At 69.1% G+C, this 20,189-nt stretch carries 23 protein-coding genes and 1 pseudogene; 13 read left to right on the plus strand and 11 right to left on the minus strand.

Annotated elements, in window-relative coordinates; genetic code table 11:
- Positions 1-63: 63 nt before the first annotated feature.
- Both ACZ67Q_RS14755 and ACZ67Q_RS14760 read right to left on the minus strand, forming a co-directional pair.
- Positions 64-234, minus strand: coding sequence for a DUF5670 family protein (locus tag ACZ67Q_RS14755; RefSeq protein WP_146464684.1), 171 nt, complete (start codon positions 232-234; stop codon positions 64-66).
- A 181-nt stretch (positions 235-415) separates the two neighbouring features.
- Positions 416-1,048, minus strand: a complete 633-nt coding sequence (locus tag ACZ67Q_RS14760; protein ID WP_471181259.1) for a LysE family transporter — start codon at positions 1,046-1,048, stop codon at positions 416-418.
- A 498-nt stretch (positions 1,049-1,546) separates the two neighbouring features.
- Here ACZ67Q_RS14760 and ACZ67Q_RS14765 point away from each other — a divergent pair, with 498 nt between their 5' ends.
- On the plus strand, positions 1,547-2,371 hold the full coding sequence (locus ACZ67Q_RS14765) for an isocitrate lyase/PEP mutase family protein (protein ID WP_471181261.1): 825 nt from the start codon (positions 1,547-1,549) through the stop codon (positions 2,369-2,371).
- 202 nt (positions 2,372-2,573) lie between these two features.
- Positions 2,574-3,295, plus strand: a pseudogene (locus ACZ67Q_RS14770) (dienelactone hydrolase family protein).
- Between the two features lie 356 nt (positions 3,296-3,651).
- Here ACZ67Q_RS14770 and ACZ67Q_RS14775 read toward each other — a convergent pair.
- Positions 3,652-4,185: a 2'-5' RNA ligase family protein gene (locus ACZ67Q_RS14775; protein WP_471181264.1), complete on the minus strand. Its 534-nt coding sequence runs from the start codon at positions 4,183-4,185 to the stop codon at positions 3,652-3,654.
- A 259-nt stretch (positions 4,186-4,444) separates the two neighbouring features.
- On the opposite strand from ACZ67Q_RS14775, the gene ACZ67Q_RS14780 reads away from it, so the two are divergent.
- A complete protein-coding gene (locus ACZ67Q_RS14780) occupies positions 4,445-4,729 on the plus strand; it encodes a cupin domain-containing protein (protein ID WP_471181266.1) in 285 nt (94 codons plus the stop codon).
- Between the two features lie 161 nt (positions 4,730-4,890).
- Here ACZ67Q_RS14780 and ACZ67Q_RS14785 read toward each other — a convergent pair whose 3' ends face one another.
- Positions 4,891-6,339 carry an MFS transporter gene (locus tag ACZ67Q_RS14785; RefSeq protein ID WP_471181930.1) on the minus strand — a complete coding sequence of 483 codons (1,449 nt, stop codon included), beginning with the start codon at positions 6,337-6,339 and terminating at the stop codon, positions 4,891-4,893.
- Between the two features lie 177 nt (positions 6,340-6,516).
- Here ACZ67Q_RS14785 and ACZ67Q_RS14790 point away from each other — a divergent pair, with 177 nt between their 5' ends.
- On the plus strand, positions 6,517-6,831 hold the full coding sequence (locus ACZ67Q_RS14790) for a DUF6980 family protein (RefSeq protein ID WP_471181269.1): 315 nt from the start codon (positions 6,517-6,519) through the stop codon (positions 6,829-6,831).
- Positions 6,832-6,857: 26 nt separating this feature from the next.
- Here the strand turns inward: ACZ67Q_RS14790 and ACZ67Q_RS14795 are convergent, their stop codons facing one another.
- Positions 6,858-7,274, minus strand: coding sequence for a nuclear transport factor 2 family protein (locus ACZ67Q_RS14795; protein WP_471181272.1), 417 nt, complete (start codon positions 7,272-7,274; stop codon positions 6,858-6,860).
- A 162-nt stretch (positions 7,275-7,436) separates the two neighbouring features.
- On the opposite strand from ACZ67Q_RS14795, the gene ACZ67Q_RS14800 reads away from it, so the two are divergent.
- Both ACZ67Q_RS14800 and ACZ67Q_RS14805 read left to right on the plus strand, forming a co-directional pair.
- Positions 7,437-8,153 carry an alpha/beta fold hydrolase gene (locus ACZ67Q_RS14800; RefSeq protein WP_471181275.1) on the plus strand — a complete coding sequence of 239 codons (717 nt, stop codon included), beginning with the start codon at positions 7,437-7,439 and terminating at the stop codon, positions 8,151-8,153.
- Entirely contained in the window at positions 8,140-8,739 is a 600-nt protein-coding gene (locus ACZ67Q_RS14805) for a cation efflux transmembrane domain-containing protein (RefSeq protein ID WP_471181278.1), read from the plus strand. The genes ACZ67Q_RS14800 and ACZ67Q_RS14805 overlap by 14 nt, the downstream gene beginning before the upstream one ends.
- 267 nt (positions 8,740-9,006) lie before the next feature.
- Here ACZ67Q_RS14805 and ACZ67Q_RS14810 read toward each other — a convergent pair whose 3' ends face one another.
- Positions 9,007-9,417 carry a nuclear transport factor 2 family protein gene (locus ACZ67Q_RS14810; protein WP_471181933.1) on the minus strand — a complete coding sequence of 137 codons (411 nt, stop codon included), beginning with the start codon at positions 9,415-9,417 and terminating at the stop codon, positions 9,007-9,009.
- A 692-nt stretch (positions 9,418-10,109) separates the two neighbouring features.
- On the opposite strand from ACZ67Q_RS14810, the gene ACZ67Q_RS14815 reads away from it, so the two are divergent.
- On the plus strand, positions 10,110-10,634 hold the full coding sequence (locus ACZ67Q_RS14815; RefSeq protein ID WP_471181281.1) for an HPP family protein: 525 nt from the start codon (positions 10,110-10,112) through the stop codon (positions 10,632-10,634).
- Positions 10,635-10,876: 242 nt separating this feature from the next.
- Entirely contained in the window at positions 10,877-12,145 is a 1,269-nt protein-coding gene (locus tag ACZ67Q_RS14820) for an extracellular solute-binding protein (RefSeq protein WP_471181284.1), read from the plus strand.
- Between the two features lie 126 nt (positions 12,146-12,271).
- On the opposite strand, the gene ACZ67Q_RS14825 is transcribed toward ACZ67Q_RS14820, so the two are convergent.
- Positions 12,272-12,808, minus strand: a complete 537-nt coding sequence (locus ACZ67Q_RS14825; protein WP_471181287.1) for an allene oxide cyclase barrel-like domain-containing protein — start codon at positions 12,806-12,808, stop codon at positions 12,272-12,274.
- A 106-nt stretch (positions 12,809-12,914) separates the two neighbouring features.
- Here ACZ67Q_RS14825 and ACZ67Q_RS14830 point away from each other — a divergent pair, with 106 nt between their 5' ends.
- Together ACZ67Q_RS14830 and ACZ67Q_RS14835 are read left to right on the plus strand one after the other, a co-directional pair.
- Positions 12,915-13,814, plus strand: a complete 900-nt coding sequence (locus ACZ67Q_RS14830; protein ID WP_471181289.1) for a LysR substrate-binding domain-containing protein — start codon at positions 12,915-12,917, stop codon at positions 13,812-13,814.
- Positions 13,815-14,315: 501 nt separating this feature from the next.
- Positions 14,316-14,534, plus strand: coding sequence for a DUF5133 domain-containing protein (locus ACZ67Q_RS14835; RefSeq protein WP_471181292.1), 219 nt, complete (start codon positions 14,316-14,318; stop codon positions 14,532-14,534).
- Positions 14,535-14,652: 118 nt separating this feature from the next.
- Here the strand turns inward: ACZ67Q_RS14835 and ACZ67Q_RS14840 are convergent, their stop codons facing one another.
- The gene (locus tag ACZ67Q_RS14840) at positions 14,653-15,915 is read right to left on the minus strand and encodes a cytochrome P450 family protein (RefSeq protein WP_471181295.1); all 1,263 of its coding nucleotides are present in this window, start codon (positions 15,913-15,915) and stop codon (positions 14,653-14,655) included.
- A gap of 320 nt (positions 15,916-16,235) precedes the next feature.
- On the opposite strand from ACZ67Q_RS14840, the gene ACZ67Q_RS14845 reads away from it, so the two are divergent.
- The 3 genes from ACZ67Q_RS14845 to ACZ67Q_RS14855 all read left to right on the plus strand — a co-directional run bounded on the left by ACZ67Q_RS14845 (position 16,236) and on the right by ACZ67Q_RS14855 (position 18,339).
- The gene (locus ACZ67Q_RS14845) at positions 16,236-16,643 is read left to right on the plus strand and encodes a YunG family protein (RefSeq protein ID WP_471181298.1); all 408 of its coding nucleotides are present in this window, start codon (positions 16,236-16,238) and stop codon (positions 16,641-16,643) included.
- A 145-nt stretch (positions 16,644-16,788) separates the two neighbouring features.
- Positions 16,789-17,271 (plus strand): DUF4231 domain-containing protein, encoded by a 483-nt coding sequence (locus ACZ67Q_RS14850; protein ID WP_471181300.1) that lies wholly within the window; start codon positions 16,789-16,791, stop codon positions 17,269-17,271.
- A 396-nt stretch (positions 17,272-17,667) separates the two neighbouring features.
- Positions 17,668-18,339, plus strand: a complete 672-nt coding sequence (locus tag ACZ67Q_RS14855; protein WP_471181303.1) for a hypothetical protein — start codon at positions 17,668-17,670, stop codon at positions 18,337-18,339.
- Here the strand turns inward: ACZ67Q_RS14855 and ACZ67Q_RS14860 are convergent.
- The 3 genes from ACZ67Q_RS14860 to ACZ67Q_RS14870 form a co-directional block, all read right to left on the minus strand.
- Positions 18,321-18,920 carry an HD domain-containing protein gene (locus ACZ67Q_RS14860; protein ID WP_471181305.1) on the minus strand — a complete coding sequence of 200 codons (600 nt, stop codon included), beginning with the start codon at positions 18,918-18,920 and terminating at the stop codon, positions 18,321-18,323. The two genes, ACZ67Q_RS14855 and ACZ67Q_RS14860, sit on opposite strands and share 19 nt — an antisense overlap.
- A 66-nt stretch (positions 18,921-18,986) precedes the next feature.
- Positions 18,987-19,445: a hypothetical protein gene (locus tag ACZ67Q_RS14865; RefSeq protein ID WP_471181308.1), complete on the minus strand. Its 459-nt coding sequence runs from the start codon at positions 19,443-19,445 to the stop codon at positions 18,987-18,989.
- A gap of 119 nt (positions 19,446-19,564) precedes the next feature.
- Positions 19,565-20,176 (minus strand): hypothetical protein, encoded by a 612-nt coding sequence (locus ACZ67Q_RS14870; protein WP_471181310.1) that lies wholly within the window; start codon positions 20,174-20,176, stop codon positions 19,565-19,567.
- Positions 20,177-20,189: the final 13 nt, after the last annotated feature.

Genomic DNA, 20,189 nt, shown 5'->3' on the forward strand with positions numbered 1-20,189 from the left:
GCGGGCCCGGCCGCACTCGGCCGGGCCCGCATCGGCATGCTGACGCGTCTGCTGCCGCCTATGTCACCAGCGGTACCAGCGGCCCTTCCGGCCTGCGCCGTCTGCGGATCGAACGACGAAGCCGAGCAGCCACACGACCAACACGATCACCGCGATCCACCACAGCGCCTTCAGGGCGAAGCCCGCGCCGAACAGGATCAGAGCCAACAGAAGAACCAGAAGCAGGGGAACCATTGATATCAACCTCCTGGCCAGCGAATGCCCTTACATCAGCCTGCTAAGCACAGGATTCAGGCGTTAGTTCGTCGGCGTCGCGGGCATGAGCTTGCCCCCTACGGTCCCCCTGCCCTGTGCGACGCATGGCGCGCCGCCGCCGATCAGGTGCTGCGACTGCGCGACCGCAATCGCCCGCCGATCACGACCGGGACAGCAGCAGGCGGGCAGCGAGCCCCAGGATCACCATGCTGGAGATCAGGGCCGTGAACAGGCGCCCCTGGGGACCTGTCAGCGCGCGGCCAAGCAGCGCTCCGCCGCCGGCAAGGAGCAACTGCCAACTGGCGGACGCCACGAAGGCCGCCACGACGAACACCGCCTTGTCCCCCCGACCGGACACGGTGGTTCCTTGGCCGGCCATCACCAACGCCGCGAAGTAGATCACGGTGATCGGATTCATCATCGTGATGCCCAGGAGCGCGAGATACGCTCTGACCGGACTCACCAGTTCGCGATCGGCACCGGCGCTGACCTGCCGCTTGCGGTGCCGGACGATGGCGGTCACGGCACTCCTGCAGGCCAGGCCTGCGAGAACGACGGCCGACGCCCACTGCAGAGGCAGCTTGATCGACTCGATCCCGGGTGCGAGCGCCGAGCCGGCGATCACGGCGATCAGCGCATACAGACCGTCAGCGGTCGCCACGCCCAGAGCGGCACCGGCACCGACCCTCAACGAGGTCCGAGCAGTGAGGGCCGCGAGATATGTCGCAACCGCTCCCACGGGCATGGCGATGCCATAACCCGCCAGGAGCCCCGCGACCAGAGCCGCGCTCACGCGCGGTGCACATCGCACCTCCGCGGGCAGCCCGTCTGCTGCCGGCCCGATTCCGCAACGGCGGAGGAGGGCGTACGCAGCACGGGAACGGTCATCGTGGTCATGGGCAGATCCTCGGCGTCTCCCGACCACCCGGGCAACCGAATTACTCGGGTGCCCGCACCTCTGCTCGGGCTCCTCCGTTACCCGGCAGCGGCTTTGCGAGGTCGACGGGCAGGTGAGCAGTGCGGCGCGGACGTCGGCGCCGTCCGGGGCGAGCTGGGGGAAGGTGTGCTGCTGGGAGAGAGAGGCCGGCCGGGCCCCTGGGGCTCCGCATCGATCACTGCCGCGGACGGTTCCGGGGCTGGACCGCGGGAATCCATTGACGTCTCGTCAGGTCACACCCCCCCACCGAACCTGATCAGCCAAGACCCGGATCCACTCTCGCAACAGACTTCAGGCTACGTCAGTGTCGGATTCCTGCCGGACAGCAGAGTTGAGCGGTGGTTGGCTCACCGCATGAACGCAGCTCAGTCCGACCAGGCCCTGCTCTTCCGCTCCCTCCACACCACCGCACGCCCCCTCGCGCTCGCCAACGCCTGGGACGTCGCGAGCGCAGGTGTCATCGCGGCCGCGGGGGCGCCCGCAATCGCCACCACGAGCGCCGGGATCGCCTGGTCGCTGGGCTGTCCGGACGGGGAGGGCGTCGCCCCTGACCAGGTACTGGCGCTGATCGCTCGTATCGTCGCGGCGGTCGACGTGCCCGTCACCGCCGACATCGAGGGCGGGTACGGGCAGGACGCTGCAAGCGTCGCCGATACTGTCACCGGCGTACTGGAGGCTGGTGCCGTGGGAATCAACATCGAGGACGGCACCCGGCCGCCGGCCGAACTCGCGGCGCGGCTGGGGGCGGCCCGGGGCGCGGCGGAACGGGCGGGAGTGCCTCTGTTCCTCAACGCCCGAACCGACACCTACCTGCTCGGCCTCGGTGACCCCACCACCCGGCTGCGAAACACCCTGGAGCGGGCGCGCAGATACGTGGACGCCGGCGCCGACGGCATCTTCGTCCCCGGCGTCACCGACCCTGCCACCATCAAGGAACTGGCGGCGGGCATCTCCGTACCGGTGAACATCATGGCCGGCCCCGGAGCACCGGACGTCGCCGAGCTGGGTGCCCTCGGCGTCGCGCGCGTCAGCCTCGGCTCGGGCATCGCCCAGACCGCCTACGCCGCCGCCCACCGCGCCGCACAGCGGCTGTACGACACCGGCGACTACCGCCCGCTCGCCGACGCCATGACCTTCTCGGAGCTCAACGGCATGTTCCCGGCCCCGCGCTCACGCTGACGTGAGGCTCGAGAGGGCCACCTCCGCAATAACCCGTTGGTGAACCACCGCGACCCCTGCTAGCCTCCCCGAGGCCGTGCGAGAGAACGAGGAGGTGGTACCCGTGAACGCAGTATCGACATGGGTGCTCCCCTCCGGGGTCACGGTCGGGCGATAGGTCGTCCGGGAGCGCCGTTCAAGAGCACTCCCGAAAGGCACGACCGTGCAATTCACTTCCGAACAGCGTCTCGACGACGGCGTCCTCGAGCGCGAATTCGTCCTCGGCGAGATCCCCGGCACCCTGTGGACGTCCGGCTCCGCACCGGCCCCGCTGGTCCTGATGGCCCACAACAACGGTCTTCCCAAGGCGGAGCCCCGGCTGGTGGCCCGGGCCCGATACACCGCGGCGCGCGGCTACGCGGTGGCCACCATCGACGCCGCCGGGTGCGGTGAGCGTCCCCGTTCCGCCGCCGATGAGCAGGCCCGTGCCGATCTGCGGCGGGCGATGCAGGCCGGCGAGCCGGTGGACGAGATCCTGGAGTCCTTCATCGGTCCGCTGGTCGCCAACGCGGTCCCGGAATGGCAGACCACTCTGGACGCCCTTCTCGAGCTGCCCGAGATCGGGGGTCCGGTTGGGTACTCCGGGGGTGGACAGCCCTCGGCATTCGACTCGCGGCGGTCGAGCCGCGCATCGCGGCCGCAGGCTTTTTCGCCGGGGGGTACGTGCCGCGCGCCCAGCGCGAGGAGGCCCGGCGGGTCACCATTCCGCTGCTGTTCCTGTTGCAGTGGGACGACGAAGGGAACCCCCGGCAACGAGCCCTGGACCTGTTCGACTCTTTCGGCAGCAAGGAGAAGACGCTGCACGCCAATCTGGGAGGGCACACCGGCACCCCGTGGTTCGAGCTGGAGGACGGGTGCCGGTTCTTGGACCGACACCTGAAGTGAGGCCGGGCCGTCTGGCGGTCAGCAGCCGGTAGGCGGTCGTCGGCCAGACCGCCGATCTACGAGTACGAGTGCCTCCACCCCCCATGACGGTGGCCTGGGTGTACAGCCGCACCGATCGCCGCGGTACCGACCATCGGCGGTACCGGCCGGTCGGGGCGGCGTGCCACCGGTTTGACGTCGGTGAAAGGTTCACTGGTGTGGGTGTCGTGATCGCTCCACGAACCAGACGGCCTTCTGGCAAGGGGCCCGAAGACCCGCCAACGGGCTGGACGTCCGGCACGCACACAGCCACCCATGGACTCGACGGCCCGGCCCATCACTTGGCGAGAACTGACCGGTCGGTGCCGGGGGGCGTCTCAGGAACGCGGCTCCAGCACCTCCAGGGCCCCGGTTTCGGTGTCGTAGCTGCGCAGGGTGGTGAGCCGGGCCGACAGCGGCGGCGCCGGCAGCAACTCCGGGACCCGCCGACCGGCGAAGGCACCGGCCCGCCGGGTCCGGCCAAGGGTGATGTGCGGGCTCCAGCGACCGGGGTCGTGGAAAGGGTTGAGAGCCTCGGGCGGGCTGTCCGAGACCACCGCCTCCCAAACCCGGCGGTGCAAGTCGGCCAGTGCGGCGTCGAGGTCCAGCGCCCATGCCAGTACCGAGGTGGGCCGCTCGAAGCGGACCAGGCCGCTGAACCGTACCGGCAGCGGCAGGGCAGCGGCCACCTCGGCGAGCTCCCAGCGAATCGGGGCGGTCAGCTCCGGGCAGGCGGCCAGGGTGAGGTGCGGGCTGTTGGTCGGTGAGCGGTGCCTGGCCTGACTGGGCAGCCCCGCGTCCGCAAGCCGCCGCCAAGCCTCCCGGACCGCGAGATCCGCCGCTTCGTCCAACAGGAGTTCGACCGTACGCACCGCCGCAGCCTACCGGCGATCACCGCCGGTTCCGCCGCGCCTGGCGAGCGCACGACCCTCCTTTACGCCGCCCGCACCTGTCTCGATCTGGTTCAGGGCATGATCACTCCGGCCACCGATCTCCTCGCCCGGCGAAGCGCGATCACCGCCGCGTACAGCCCCACCCCGTCGTACAGCAGGCGGCGGCTAGCCTGCCACCTGGAATGTTGCCGCTCCGGTCCGCAGTACAGGCGCGGCACCGACGACAAGGAGATCAATCATGACGACCACCGCCCGCGCCACCTTGCAGCAGGAAGACGAGCGGGTACGGGTCACCCGCTGGGACTTCCAGCCGGGAGAGAGCACCGGCCGTCACGTGCACGAGTACGACTACGTCGTCGTACCCGTCACCGACGGGCAAACCGACGTGATCGCCCCCGACGGCACCGTCACCTCATCGCAACTGCGCGCAGGTCAGTCCTACGCCCGCCCGGCCGGGGGCGAGCACGAAGTCGTCAACAGTGGCACGACCCCGCTGGCCTTCGTCGAGATCGAACTGAAGTAGCGGGCACCCGAAGTCGACGCTCGGCGTGCCGGTGCACTCGATGCTGGACGTCGTGGTCGATCTCGGTGTGGACCCCGATGCGTGTGTGCGGGGCGGCCTCCGTGACGAAGCCGGTTGCGGGCCCGGTCGGCCCCGCTCGTGGAGGAGAGAGGGTGTGGTCGTCACGACCGCGTGCCTTCCATTCGGTTCTCTGCGGGAGCGGCGGTTCGCGGCGCAGGGGTTCCGCCCCGGCGGCGGGGTATCACACCGATCGCCACGATTGCCGCGAGAACGAAAAGGGCCGCGGCGATGGCCAGACCCAGGGCGTAGCCGTCGTTGAGCGCGGCGGGGTCGGTTGCCGTGCCGGTGTGGTGTGCGGCGATGGTGGACAGGGCGGCCAGGCCGATGCAGCCGCCGAGTTGGCGAGAGGTGTTCATGAGGCCGGAGGCCATGCCCGCCTCGTGAGGCGCGACGCCGGTGGTTGCGGCGGCGACGATCGGAGCGATGACCAGTCCGACGCCGATGCCGGTGATGATGCAGGGGCCGAGCACGTCGGTGAGGAAGCCGCCGTCGGGGCTGATGCGGGCGAACCAGCCCAGGCCCGCGGCGGCGAGCAGGGCGCCAGGCACCAGGGACGCACGGGGAGTGCGTGCTGCGGTGACGCGGGTCGCGACGAGGGTGCCCGCGACCAGGCTTATGGAGAAGGGCAGGAAAGCGGCCCCGGTTGCTGCGGCACCCATGCCCAGAACCTGCTGCATGTACAGCGACACGAAGTAGAACGCTGCGAACTGCCCGGCCGTGGAGAAGAAGACCAGCACGTTGGCGCCGGCGATCCAGCGGCTGCGCAGCAGGCCGAGACGCAACAGCGGTGTCGACGCCCTGGATTCGGTGACGACGAAGGCGTTCAGGAGCATGGCCGCGGCGACGAGCATCGTCCATGTGACCGGCGATCCCCACCCTTGAGCACCGGCGCGCACGACGCCGGTCACCAGCAGCCCGACTCCCCCCGTGGCCAGGACGGCCCCGAGCACATCCAGCCTCTCGCGCCGGGCGGGACGTGCTTCGGCGGGCACGCCCGCGCGGACCAGTGCGAGAGCCACCGCGACGATGGGCAGGTTGATCAGCATCACCCAGCGCCAGCCCGCATACTCGGTCAGCAGTCCACCCGCCAGCACGCCCAGCGCTCCCCCTGCCGCGTTCACCCCGCTCCACACGCCCAGCGCGCGCACGCGCCGTGGGCCCTCGGGGAACGTGATGGTGAGCATCGCCAGCGTGGCCGGGGTGGCTGCGGCCGCTCCGAGGCCCTGGCCGGCGCGGGCGGCGATCAGCTGCCAGGGCGCCTGGGCGAGCCCGCCCGCCAGTGAGCACAGCCCGAAGACGGCCAAGCCGAGCACGAACAGCCGTCGTCGGCCGTAGAGGTCACATGCGCGGCCTCCCAACAGCAGAAATCCTCCGAGCGTGAGCGCGTAGACGTGCACGACCCACGAGAGGTCGAGCGGTGCGAATCCCAGCGCGCTGCGGATCGCGGGCAGGGCGACGTTGACCACGGACAGGTCCAGGGCGACGGCGAACTGAGCGACGGCCACGGCTGCCAGTACCACTCCGGGGCGCCCCCGTTGGTTTTTATACATGTATAGAAAGTAGCGCGAGGGGGTCGGCGTTGTCGACACGTGGGGATGATGAGAGGCATGCCGCAACGTCCGCAGGGGGTGCCGGCGGAGGCGAGGAAGGTGCGCGGCTGCCCGGAGCGGTACATCACAGACGTGATCTACTTCTGGCTACGCTGCCGATCAGCCGGGACCGAGGTCATGACCCAACACTGCTGCGAGACGATGACCAGCCGCGTCAACGTGCGCTGCGACCAGCACGCCGACTCCTTCGCCTGCCCGGACGCGCTGGTCGGCTTCAGCGCCGAATTCCAGGAGTACGGGCTGATCATCCACGACGGTGGCACGTCGAGCATCACGATCGACTTCTGCCCCTGGTGCGGACGACGGCTTCCCGAGTCGCAACGGGACCGATGGTTCGACGAGTTGGAGCGCCGCGGGATCGATCCCTGGGAGGACGAGGTGCCTGCGGAGTTCCAGGACGACCGCTGGCTCGGCTCTCTCCCCCAGGAGTGACGTGCCGGCAGTTCATGCCGGCATTGTCAATGTTGCCGCGTCCTCGCTGCCGACGGTTCCTGCACGACGGTGCCCTGGTGGTAGAGGATCTTCCAATCGCGGGTGCTGCGCTGCCAGATCGACACCCGGCGTGTGGTCCTCCCATGGAGGACCAAGGTGTACGTCAGGAGATACAGGTCGGCAGCCAACTCCCGGCAATGGAAACCTGACGTCTCCCACTCCTCGGCAGGTGGCTCCCGGTAACGCTCTTCAAGGACGTCCAGTACGTGGTCACGACTGTAGCGCTGCCCCGACGCGCCTGTTTCCCAGAAATCCGGCGCCGTCATCGCTGCAAAGTCAGCTCTTGTCGTTCCGAACTCCGGCCTGTGGAAGAGTGGTTCCCTACGAGCGAGTTCGCCGAGGACGCCGTGCAGCCGCTCGTCGGTGACGAGATGTGGTTCCATCCTCAATAGCTAACATGCCTGAGCGGCCAAGCACCTGAGTGACGGCCCCCGGACGGGGGCACCACACTCGCCCCACGTGCAGGCTTGTTGTCATCGGTGGATGTGCGGGGGTTCTGGCCGATTGCGTCGACGGAGCGCTCGGCGTATGAGAAGGAGAAACGCATGGCGACGTTCGTCCTCGTGCCCGGCGGCTGGCACGGCTCCTGGGCCTTCGAGGCGGTGGTTCCGTTGCTGGAGCGTGCCGGTCATACCGTTCACGCCCTGACCCTGACCGGTCTGCGGCCGGACGAGGACGCGGCGACGGTCGCGGGCGCCAACCTCGACACCCACGCCGAGGACGTATTGCGGCTCCTCGATCGCGCCCACATCACCGACGCGACGCTGGTCGGTCACAGCTATGGCGGGATGGTGATCGCTGCCGCAGCTGACCGCGCCGGTGGCCGGGTCTCTCGACTGGTGCATCTCGACGCCTACGTCCCGCGTGATGGCGAGTCGTGCTGGTCTGCGACGACGGAGCGTTACCGACAGGCGTTCGTGGCAGGGGCTGCCGGCACCGGCTACGCCGTCCGCCCGCCGGACGGTGGCGATCCCCGCCGTCGCCCCCATCCCCTCGCCTCATTCCTGCAAACGATCCGGCTCACCGGCATGATCGACCAGGTCCCCCGTCGGGAGTTCGTCTACTGCTCGGGATGGGAAGACCGCACGCCGTTCGCCGACCTCCGCACCCGTCTTGCAGCCGATCCCGAGTGGTACGTTCACGACCTCCCCACCGGGCACGACGCCATGCGTGAGGCCCCGACGGCCGTCGCTGCACTGCTGCTCGGCGAAGGCAGTGCCGCTGCGGGCGGTCCGGGAGGATCTCGCCGTGACCAGCACTGATGGCACCGTCCGCCAGGCGCTTGTCCGCCGCGGCTTCGCCCTGGAGTACGTCACCCTCGGCTGGAACGTGATCGGCATCGTGGTGCTCGCCGTCGCCGCCATGACGGCGAGGTCCGTGGCGCTGGCCGGGTTCGGCCTTGACTCCCTGATCGAGATCGGCGCCTCGACCGTGGTGATCTGGGAGCTGTCCGGCACGGGCGAGGACCGCCAACGCCGTGCGCTGAAGCTGATCGGCGTCGCCTTCGCGCTGCTGGCGGTGTACCTGCTGGTGCAGTCAACCTGGGTGCTGGCCAGCGGCTTTCGGCCCCATCACTCGCCGCTGGGCATCGGCTGGACGGCGGTGACAGCCGCGGTGATGTTCGTGCTCGCCGCCGGAAAGGCACGTACCGGGACCGCGCTGGACAACCCGGTGCTGAAGACCGAGGGACGGGTCACCCTCATCGACGGCCTGCTGGCCACCGCCGTGCTGCTCGGCCTTCTGCTGAACTCCCTGCTCGGCCTCTGGTGGGCCGACCCGGCCGCCGGATACGTGCTGGTCCTCTACGCGCTGCGCGAGGTCAGGGAGATCTTTTTCGGCGCCCACTGACGGGACGCCTCGCTGCCGCTCTGGAAGACACGCGGCTGCGCAGGGCGCCCAACCAGCCTCAGTGGAGGGTGACTTGACGGAGGATCCGGGTTCAGCAGCGCGAGGTCGACCACTGGCCCCGCTGCCCCAGGCCATGCCGCCGGTGCGCGGCAGGCGCGGCCACGCCCGGACGTGGGGCTGAAGTAACTGAGGACTGAGGCTACGACCACGTCATGTACCGTCGCCATCCAATGCACGGCCGTGGAGCGCACGTGGCGCTCGCCCGGTTCAGACGCGGTCCGGGAAGAGGGTCGCGGCCACATGCTGGGTGTCGGCGTATTCGACGACGGCAGCGATCTTGCCATCGCGAACGGTGTAGATGCCGAGGCAGCGGTTGTCGTACGTGCCGCCGTACACGGTCTCGGCCTTGGAGGTCCATTCGGCCACCACCCGGTCGCCCTCGGCGATCGTGCTGACCAGTGTGATCTCCAGGGTGCCGGGGACGAGGAGCGGCCCCATGCCACCGAGGAAATCGTCGACGATCACGTCGCGGCCGTGCCATACCTTGGAGATGGGCAGGTCGCCCGGGTAGTGCCAGGTCGCGTTGGTGGAGAAGCTGTCGCGGATGACGTCGGCGTCGCCGTCGCGCACGGCCTCGATGTAACGGATGACTACGGCCCTGGGGTCGGTGGTGGTCATGGCTGTGCTCCTTGGGTCATCCCGGGTAGCGGTTACGGGACCATCTGACCGCGGGCAGTGGCGCCCCGGCCAACAACCAAGCCGCCGGGACGACAACGCGAGGTTGTCGCGAGAGGTCAACGGCCTCGGCCTCGCCCATGCGATCGCGGTCTTCAGCGCCCCCGAGGCGACGAAGTTGTTCGAGCAGCTCTCTCGCGGTCCGAACAGCATGGGGATCGGCATGTCCTTGGAGAAGAGGCGCGTTGCGGGCTTGTCCATGCTCACCACGTCCAGCAGCGCGCCCATGGCACGCGGATTACGGGCACGGACCGTCGCTTGCGGCAGTGCGGTCTGCTCGGCGAGCTTCTCGGGGCCGAGCATCGCGGACGCGTCGACTCCCCGCTCCTGCGTCCGGACGTCCCGACGCCGGTCGGAGCCTGCGAAGGATCCCGCGTGAGCCGTGGGGGGCGCCGCGGGGCCTTGGCGCGGCCGGCGGCCCAGGCCGTGGCGAGCGGGGCCCGAGGGTCACTGCCAGGGGCCGTCCGCAATACCGCCGTCACCTGCTGGTTTAATAAGGGGCAGGACTGCGCCGCCCCCATCGGATGCTCGGCGCAAGGTCAGCCCACGTCGATCACGGGGCGCGTTGCACGTCAGCACGGGACCGTTCCACATCAGCCGCAGTCAGGGCCCCAGGCCCAGGTCCCGAGAGACACATGAGTACCGACACCACACCACGACCGGCTGCCCAGCGCTTGCTCGCCGGCCGCGCGCCGGCCCCCGCTGGGCGCCGTCACGCACTTCACGCGACCACCTCGGTCATCTCCGTGCTGCTGCTGTTGGCCGCCGTAGGCGCTGTCCTGCACGAACCGCTGCTCATCCCGCCCCTCGCAGCCAGCGCCGCGCTCGTGCACAGCACCCCGCAGCTGCCGCTCGCGCAGCCGCGCAGCCTGATCGGCGGCCACCTGCTGTCGGCAATCGGCGGCTACCTGATACTGGCCGCCTTCGGGAGCTCCACGTGGGCTGCCGCGCTGGCAGGCGGCCTCGCCCTGGGCACCATGATGATCACGAGGACGCCCCACTCGCCGGCAGCGGCCACCGCCGTCATCGTCGTCCTCCAGTCACCCGCGCCGCTGAGGTTCCTCACCCTGCTGCTCACCGCGACCCTGCTTCTGGTCAGCGCCGGGACCATCGGCGGACTGCCCAAGCATGCGCCTCGATACCCCGTCTACTGGTGGTGACAAGCGACCGCGCAGGTTCGACCGACCCTCTCAGGCGTCCTGTGCGGCGGGCGAAACCCGGTAGCTGACCCTTCCGTTGCGCGGCCTACGGCACAGGGATCGGCGTAGGCATATCGGAAGACACCATTCGGAATCGGTGCAGTTGGAGCTATCGCCACAATTCCTTCACAGGGGGCGCATATCACCCTGAGCCGAGAGAAGATTCCGGATGCACTGTTGGAAATGATCAAAAGGAACGATCCGTGCGACCAAGACTCTTCGGCATAGCCGCCTCCGTGGCCGCATTCGGACTACTGGGCTCCCTCATCACCGCCTGCGGCTCATCCGGAAGTGAAGGGACGACGCTGCGCCTGGTGGTCCCCGAGTACGGCGACAGCCCGGCGAACAGCTCCAAGGCGTACTGGGACAAACTGACCGCCGCCTTCACCGCCGCCCACCCCGGCAAGAAGGTGGAGGTGACGCTCTACCCGTGGGCCGACGTCGACCGTGAGGTCACCCGCATGGTCCAGGAGGACGACGCTCCGGACGTGGCTCTCATGGGCGCGTACTCCGACTTCGCCGCGCAGGGCCGCCTCTACGCCGCCAGTGACCTGCTGCCGATCAGGGCGGAGGCGAACTTCCTGCCGCCGCTCGCGGAGGCGGGCTCGATCGACGACACCCTCTACGGCTTGCCGTTCGTGGCCAGCAGCCGGCTGCTCTTCTACAACGAGGAGCTGTTCGACAAGGCCGGAGCGAAGCCGCCCAAGACCTGGTCGGACCTGAAGTACGCGGCAAAGGCGCTGAAGAAGGACGGCGTGCGCTACCCGTACGCCCTTCCGCTCGGTCCCGAGGAGGCGCACGCCGAAGCCCTGATCTGGGAGCTGAGCAACGGCGGCGGATACACCGACGGCAGCGGCGGATACAGCATCGCGTCCCGGCAGAACGCCGAGACCTTCCGCTGGATCAAGGACAACCTGGTCACGCCCGGCCTGACCGGCCCGGTCCCGCCGGCCGAGCTCAACCGGCAGGACGCCTTCACCGCCTTTCTGCGCGGCGACGTCGGTATGGTCAACGGCTACCCCTCGCTCCTCAACGAGGCGAGGGCGAAGGGCATGAAGGTCGGCACGCTGACCATGCCGGTGTCGGACACGCTGAGCGAGGGGATCACGCCGCCGTCGGTGGGCGTCGCCGACTGGATGATGGCCTTCAAGCACGACGGCAACCGTGAACTCGTCGGCTCCTTCGTGAACTTCGTCTACGAGGACAAGAACCTCAGCGAGTTCGCCGAGCGCTACCACCTGCTGCCCTCGACGGTGACGGCCACCCAGGCCACGGCGACGGACCCCGACGCCGAGCAGTTCCTGACCGCGCTGCGCACAGCCCAGCTCTACCCGGTCAACGATCCCTCCTGGCTGCAGGTCAGCAACATCATCAAGCGGAACATCGGCAAGGCCGTCGCACCCACCGCCGACCCGAAGACCGTACTGGAGGACATCGCCCAGGAGGCCCGGGGCATCACCCAGCGGCAGTGATGCCCTTCCGCATCCGCGGGATTGTGCGTTCCCGCCATCGAGTCGGCACCCTGGGCGGCCACGGTGCCGACTCGACCGAGCAACGGCCCGGACCGCGTTCAGCTGCGTCCGGGCGCACTTCACCCGTCAGCGCTGGATCTCGGCGCGCATCCTCTCCGTCGGCGTCGCGATGTCCCAGTAGTGGGCCGTGCCCCGCGCGTTGCTGTAGACGCCTGTGCCGCCGGTGATGGCCATGTCGAGGGAATTCGTTCCGCTCGTCCAGAGGGACTGCATCGTCAGGGAGCCCCGCTCGAGTTCTATCGTGATCAGGCACTGTGTCGTGCGTTTCTCGCCCTCGATGTGGACGACCTGACACGACCCGCCCCCACGACCGACGCTGCGGCCGTCCTTGATGACGGTCCCGGAGTAGACGTCCATGTCCCCCAAGCTCGGCCCCGCCGTTCCGAGGTCGGCAGCCGCGTACTGATCGTTCCGAATGGCGAGTTCGAGGACCTCGGCTCGATCCCCTTCCGGGGTGTCGGCGTCCGCACTGCCGACCGCGCAGACGCCGACCACAGCCGCGACGAGCGATACGGCGAAGGACTTCTTGAGTGTCACCCGTGTCCTGCTCCCCCGCCCCCTGCGTCGCCGCACGTCAGCGGATTCCGGAGTGCTGGTGATCATGTGGATCTCCTCGCTGTGATCTCCTCTGCGAACACCCATGACGCTATGACCCGCTCGGTGATGCTGTCTAAGATCAATATCGCTATGGCGTTATGGCCACGGAGGCATGATGGAGCTGAACTCGCTCAGGCAATTCCTGGTCGTGGCGCGGCTGGAACACCTCAGCCGGGCAGCCGGAGAGCTGCGCATCGCCCAGCCGTCGCTGAGCCGCACCATCGCCCGACTGGAGAGCGAGTTGGGCGCCCCGCTGTTCGACCGGAGCAATCGGCTCCGGCTCAACGACGCCGGCAAAGTCTTCCGTGACCACGTGGAACGTGCCCTCGGTGAACTCCAGGCCGGACAGCGCGCAGTGGCCGAGGCTTCCAGCGAGGGCCTGGGCACCGTGAGGCTGGCGTCGGAAACCTTCCTCACCCTCACCGGCCCACTGGCCGCCTACAAGCGATCCCATCCTTCCGTCGAACTCGACCTCCAGTGGTCGCCGGTCGAGGACATGGCCCGTCGCCTGCGGGCCCAGCAGGTGGACCTGTGTGTCGCCTCTCAGCCGATCCAGGCCGACGGCCTGGAGGGAGTGCAGTTGTTCGACGAGGCAGTCGGGGTGAGCACGCCATTCGGCCATCCGCTTGCCGGCCGTACGTCCGTGAGCGTCCACGAACTCGCCGACCAGCCGTTCGTCACCGCCCGCGAGGGCCACTGGCTGCGCCGGCTGCTCGACCGGCTCTTCGCGGCCCGCGGCCTCACCCCGAAGATCGTCTGCGAGAGCGACGAACACAGCGCCCTCGCCGGCCTGATCAGCGCAGGACTCGGCATCGGCCTCGTCCCCTCCTTCGCCCGCCACCTCGCCGGGGACGCCTCCCTCGCCTGGATCCCCGTCGACAGCCCCGACTGCCGCCGCACGGTGACCCTGTGCTGGCGCGCCGACAGCCGGCTGCCGACCGCCGCCCGGCTGATGCGCACCACTCTCACCAACTGGCGCTGGGATGCCGAGGGACCGCAGGGCAGTCTCTGACGCCCGCACCGCGCCTCGCCGGGCCGCGACGATCCCCCGGGTCGGCGATGTGCGTGTTCGGCCCGTGGTTGTGGCGGAGGGTACGAAGTCGGCTGCGATGAGTGAGGAGAGGTCGTCCTCAGGTCTTTTGCACCGCGCTCGCCTGAACTAATGTGAGCGCCGTCACGCAGCGAGGGCGCTGGATCGAGACCCGGCCGATGCACCTCCGCGTGGTTTTCCGGAGTTGCTCTCCGCCCTCCCTGCCCCTGTCCGCCTCCTGGCGGCAGCCGGGGCGTTCAACGGCCCGGTTCGGAACCCTCACGGCTCGCGGACCGGCACGCTGACCTGGGAGTTGAACCGGCCTGATTCCTCGGACGCGGTCACGCCCGTTGTCCGGCGGAAGCACATGTCAGTGGGGGCAGCCAGCGGGCATCGATCGATCCCGCACGGGCTGCGTACGGCCCTCAGCAGCGCAGTCGAGACGACACGAAGGCAAGATCACGCACCTGTGAGGGTGCGGGAATGGAAGCCGAGATGCCTCTGATCAACCTTTCCGTACTTCGTGACCTGCTCAACGAGTTCGATGCGCTCACTCCCCAACCCGACCCGGAGCCGGACGCCCGACGGCGACTGGAGGACGTTCAGTACACCGTCTGCGTCTACACCGGCGTACGTGACCCCCAGCAGGCGGTGTCTCACGCGCGTGGGCTGCTCGGCGAGGCACAGGCTGGGTCCAGATGAGGCCGGCGGGGCTACCCTGCCTGAGGCGGAGCGGGATGTGCCCGATGTGCAGGACCGGCTGAGCGCGGAACTGACCCCGGCCGCCGGACGCCGGCAGGGGCCAGCCGGGCGGCTCGCCTCAGCGCCGGGCCTCGGGCACCGGGCGAACCGGGAGCGCTTCGACGCTGTTGCCGATGAAGCTGCGCTGGCGGGGCAGTTCGGCCTCGGGGACGGCGAGGTCGAGGTCCGGGAAGCGGGTGAAGAGACGTTCCAGGGCGATCGTTGCCTCGAGGCGGGCGAGCGGCGCGCCTACGCAGTAATGCGCGCCCTGACCGAAGGAGAGGTGCCGGGACGCGCCGGGCCGGGTGATGTCGAAGCGGTCGGCGTCCGGGCCGTGGAAGGCCCTGTCGCGACCGGCGGCGGTGTAACCGGCGAGAACCGGGGTGCCCTGCGGGATCACTGTGCCGCCGAGGTCCAGGTCGCGGGTGGGGTAGCGGAAGGGGAACCAGCTGACCGGGCCGTCCCAGCGCAGCGTCTCGTCCACCACGTCCGACCAGGTGGCCTTGCCGTCCAGCACCAGCGCCAGTTGATCGCGGTGGGTGCACAGGGCCCGTACGGCGTTGCTGATCAGGTTGAGGGTGGTCTCGTGACCGGCGACCAGCATCAGGCGCATCATGCCGATGAGTTCGGCCTCGCTGAGCCGGTCGCCGTCGTCCTCACGGGCGGCTGTCAAGGCGCTGGTCAGGTCGTCGCCGGGAGCGGCCCGGCGGGCTGCCGCGATCGTGCCGAGCAGTTCGACGAGCTCGCGTACGGCGGCCATCACCTCCGCCGGGGTGGTGTCGGTGGCGATGATCACCGTGTAGGTGAGGTCGTGCAGCCGGCCGCGGTGCTCCGGGTCCACGCCGAGCAGCTCGCAGATGACGCTCATCGGGAGCGGGAGCGCGAAGTGGGTGCGCAGGTCCGCGATGCCGTCCGGGTCCTCGGCGGCGGCCCGGCCGAGGTCGTCGAGGAGGCCGGTGGTCAGCTCCTCGATGCGCGGCCGCAGCCGCTCCACCTGGCGGGCGGTGAAGGCGTTGCCGACGAGGGAGCGCAGTCGGCGGTGGTCGGCGCCGTCGGCGGTGTGCATGCCCTGGGCGTTGGCGAAGACCCGCAGCGGCCAGTCCGCGGGGATCGTGCCGTCGTTCAGGGCCGGGCAGTGGCGGGCGTCCTTGGCCACGTCGGGGTGGGAGAGGAACTCCTTGAGCGCGTCGTGCCCCAGGACGACCGCTGCGGGCACCCCGCCCGGCAGGACGATGTCGGCAACGGGCCCCCGGGCCCGGAGGCCGGCGTTCAGGGCGTGCGGGCAGCCGCCGGCGGGATCGACGACGTGGGCTGGCGCGGGAACGGGGGTTTGGGATGACAAGCCGGAACTCCTGACCGTCTGAACGAATATCGGCCAACAGTGCGGTGCCGAAGGGTGATTGTACAAGTCCGCCACGCTGTTCCCGTGGGCCTGCCCCTCGGGTACACGGCCCCCGCCTACCCCCAACCTCCCGCCCACCACTGCGGTTTCGGCGGAGGCGCGCCCACCCTCGACGTCACCTTCCGGGCCCACCGCGGGCGGCACCGGTGACGTGATCTCGGCGACCGACCAGGATCCCAACGCCTGATCACGCCGCGGCGGTCCGCGCAGAGGCTGCCGGAATCCGGCCGTTGTCAGTGCCGGCTGGCAGGATCAGCGGCATGACACCGTTGCTTCTCACCGACATCGAGCAAGCCGTCCGCAGCAGTTGGAGCGCCGAAACGTGCACGCCCGAGTACCGATCGCGCTGGACCACGGACAATCCGGCCCGGGACCAGTGCGGGGTGACCGCCATGGTGCTCAATGACCTGCTCGGCGGCGAGTTGATCCGAGGAGAGGTCCACGTCGACGGAGAGCGCGTGGACTACCACTGGTGGAACCGCCTCGGCACGGGAATCGAGATCGACCTCACCCGAGAGCAGTTCCGGCCGGAGGAGGTCGTCACGGAAGGCATCGTGATTCCTCGCCCTCCGGTGACCGAGTGGCGCAGACTCCGCGAGGAGTACGAACTCCTCCGCGAGCGCGTCCTGGAAAAGCTCCATCGACAGCAGGCGGCGCCAGCACCTTGAGGATGAGAACCGGTAGGGGAACCGACGTCGCGACGTCAGGCCGTTTCTCCTCGTACCGAGCACGGTGGGATGTCGGGAACCGCACAGCGCGGGGTGGCGTCTGCCGGGATGAGCTGCAAGGTGGTGACAAATCTTTGGGGGCGAAGTGCAGCCGGACAGCAGACTCGGCGTCGGTCTCAGCCCGAGGGAGACGGCCGCTCTCCTGCTGAACAAGATTCATCAGGGCAACGACTACGCACGGGGCAAGAAGCAGAGGTTCCGTCGGAGCGCTTCGGCAACCAAGATGGCCACGCTCGCGCTGTCCGCCGCGTCCACCATCATTCTGGGCCTGCAGAATCTCAACACATGGGCGGGCCTGGCCTTCGCCCTGGTCGCCCTCGGGACGCTGCTCGGGGCCGTCGAGCCGTTCTTCAACTGGCGCTCGCGATGGGTCCTCATGGAGGAAACGCAGTACCGATTCCAGCGGCTGGCCGATGACCTGGAATACCTCATGGCATCCACGGCCGCCGAAGATCTCACGCACGATCACCTGCGGGAAGTCTTCGGTAGATACCAAACGATCTGGGACGACCTGAGCCGCACCTGGCTGGAGCATCGCCGGGAACCCTCGGTTTCGAGCAACGCCTAGTGCCGGACGGCTCCCTCGCATTCGTGGTCCTCCGGCCTGACCCTGAAACGGGCATCGGACGCGCACCCACAAGGCCGTGCGCCGAACATCACCCTCCGGGGGTGTGGGCGCGGCGGCCAACCGCTTCCGTTTCCGCTGCGCAGGTGGACGTTGCCCGGATGCGGCAAGAACCGGGCATGTGTTGCTGCCGCAGGATCTCGTTGCCTGTCTGACGGCAGCTGAACGAAGGTGGTGGGCCTTCGGTGAACTACGAACGGGAGACGAGCGATGACGAAGAGGATCGGTACCGTCCGAGAGCTGGACGGACCGCCGCGTCCTCCGAGGGTCGGCTGGAACCGACTGACGGGTGCGGCGCTGATCCTTCTCTCGCTGCTCGCGGCGCTGGCGTGCTCCTGGGTGTTCACCACCTGGTTGCCCGGCGAACGCGCACTGCACAGGGAATATCAGGCAGCCCGTGCGTGCCCCGCCCACACCGAGATACGACGGTCGGAGGACTGCCTGCGGCACGTCACGTTCACCGTGGAAGCCACCAGGACTGCCAGGAAGAACATGCGGGCGACCCTGCTCGGCCCACGCCCCCTGTCGACAGTCGTCGTCCGGTTCGGCGACCCGGGGCCGGTGCTGAGTGAGCTCCGAAGGGGCGACCGGATCACCGGTACCGTCTGGCGTGGCGTCGTCGTCGAGATCGCCCATGGCGACGACCGGCAAGCTGCAGCCGACGCACCGCGCGACGAACCCCAGATGACGGCCGCCATCGGCACCTTCGCGGGGCTGATGGCGGTGCTGGCGCTGGCGTTCGGTGCGATGCGTCTGGCCAGACCCGGCGACCCCGGACTCTTCGTCTGGCGCCCCTACGGCAAGGTGCTCCTCATCGTCACGGTGGCCAGTTGCGGTGTCATGGGGCTGGCCGCCGTCTGGGCGGCCCTCCCCTGGTTGCTCGTTCCCACCATCTGCGGGACGGCGCTCGTAGGTACGGCATGGTTCCTTCACCAAGACCTACGGAGAGGGGCCGTCACGCAGGACAGACCAGACGCGGCCTCGACTTCTGGTCACTGCTCCAGCGCGTGACCGTATTGCGTGGCCAGCGCCGCCACGTCCGGTTCACCGAATTCCGCGCGCAGGGCATCGAACGCGTCGACCTTCTCGTCACCGAATCGTCGGATGTACCGGGCGTAGGCGGCCGGGGACAGGAATTTCGGGGGGGTGGTTTTGCTGTGGAATTTGTCGGCGTACATGACGAGCCGTTCCTCAGCGGATTCGGCGAGGTAATCGCACGGCGGCAGCGGAAGACCTTGTGAGATGACGTCATGTTTGGTGATACCCACGCCGGTGTGGCATGAGCAGATCCGGCAGAGGTGCTCGGGGTATCCCTCACCGCTGAGGATTTCGTGGCCGAGGATGCCGTGACGGATGTAGTTGTCCCGGTCGACGTGTCCGTCCACGGTACAGAGGGAGTAGACCCCGATGTCGTGCAGGAGGCAGCCGGCCCTCACCAGTTCGAGGTCCACCTGCAGCGACGAACGCGCGACCAGGTGCTCCGCGACAGTCCAAACGATCTCGCAATGGGTGTGAACGAGGTCGAACGCTTCCGCTGTCGGCGCGTACTTCTTGTGCAGGGCGCGGATTTCTTCAACGCTGGGAAGGGACACGTGCGGAGCCTAGCAAGGGCTTGTGGGTGACCGGTGGCAGTCCCGTTGAACGGGACTGCCCGGCCGTCACTTCCCGCCGATGCCCTTGTCCCCGATGTGGAAGATCTTGTGGCTGGAGCGGTTCACGTCGACGACCAGCCTGGTCGTGCTTGACTTGCTCCAGGTGAGGGTGATCACGGCCTCCGTGTAGTCGGCGGTGCCGTTGTCGGTGACCTTCCAGGCGAGCGGCACGTTCTGGGCGCGCAGGACCCCATTGGCGTGGTTCTTGGCCTCCCAGGCGTTCAGTTCCTTCTGGAAGCCGGCGGTGAGGTAGTGGCTGCGCAGGGCCTCGCCGAGGCCGCCGCTGTCCTCGTCGGTCACGGCGTCGATGTAGGCACCGTAGAAGTCGGCGATCCGGGTGATGTTGTCGGACGGCTTGCCGCTGACACTGCGCGGAGTCCCCGCCGACGCCTGAACGGTGGCGCCGACGCCGAGGGCGACGGCAAGGACTCCGGCGGTGAGGGCGGTGCGGGTGGTGCTGTTCATGTCTGTTCCCCGTTTTCTTCTGTGATCGGGTGATCGAGTGGTCGGGCTGTGCCGTGGTTGCCGGTGCCCGGGCGGCCCTCCCGACCCCCGTGGCGGGAGGGCCGCCGCGGACGGCCTCGTCAGCGGAGTTTGTTGACGGCCGTGGTGGTCGTCTTCTTGAAGGCCCGCACCGGAGCGCCCTCGAAGCCGCCGAGCTGGGCCCAGTTCACGACCGTGACGGTGCGGCCGTCCCGGCCTACGGACACCAGGCGGACGTCGCTCGCGCCCCATGAGGTCTCGGTGTGGACGCCGTAGACATGGGCCCCGTCCTCGACGCGAAGCGTCCCGTAGTCCTTGCCGGTGGCGTGGGTGTCCGGCCGCTGTTGTCCGATGCGGGCTGCGCAGGACTTGATGTCCGCGTTCAGCCGGGACGTCAACTGCTCGGCCGTGCGGGTGTCGGCGAGGACGACGGTGATCTGCCGGGCGTTGGTGTCGAGGTCGGTGCGGAAGTCGCGGTGCCAGGCGGCCTTGTACCCCGGCAGCGCACGCAGGCATGCGTCCTCGCCCGTCTCCTGCGGTACGCCGGCGGTGACTTGGCCGTCCGTCCAGGGCGAGGCGGGGTGGGGCGGCAGGTCCGCGGCCGCGAGGAAGCCGGGCGCTTCCACAGCGGCGGCGGCCGGCCCGGCGAGCGCCACCGCCAGGCCCGTGACGGCGAGGGCGAGGAGCGTGCCTGCTCGGGTGCGTTTGGGCATGGGTGTCCCCCGT

The organism is Streptomyces sp. NPDC036813, assembly GCF_055609245.1.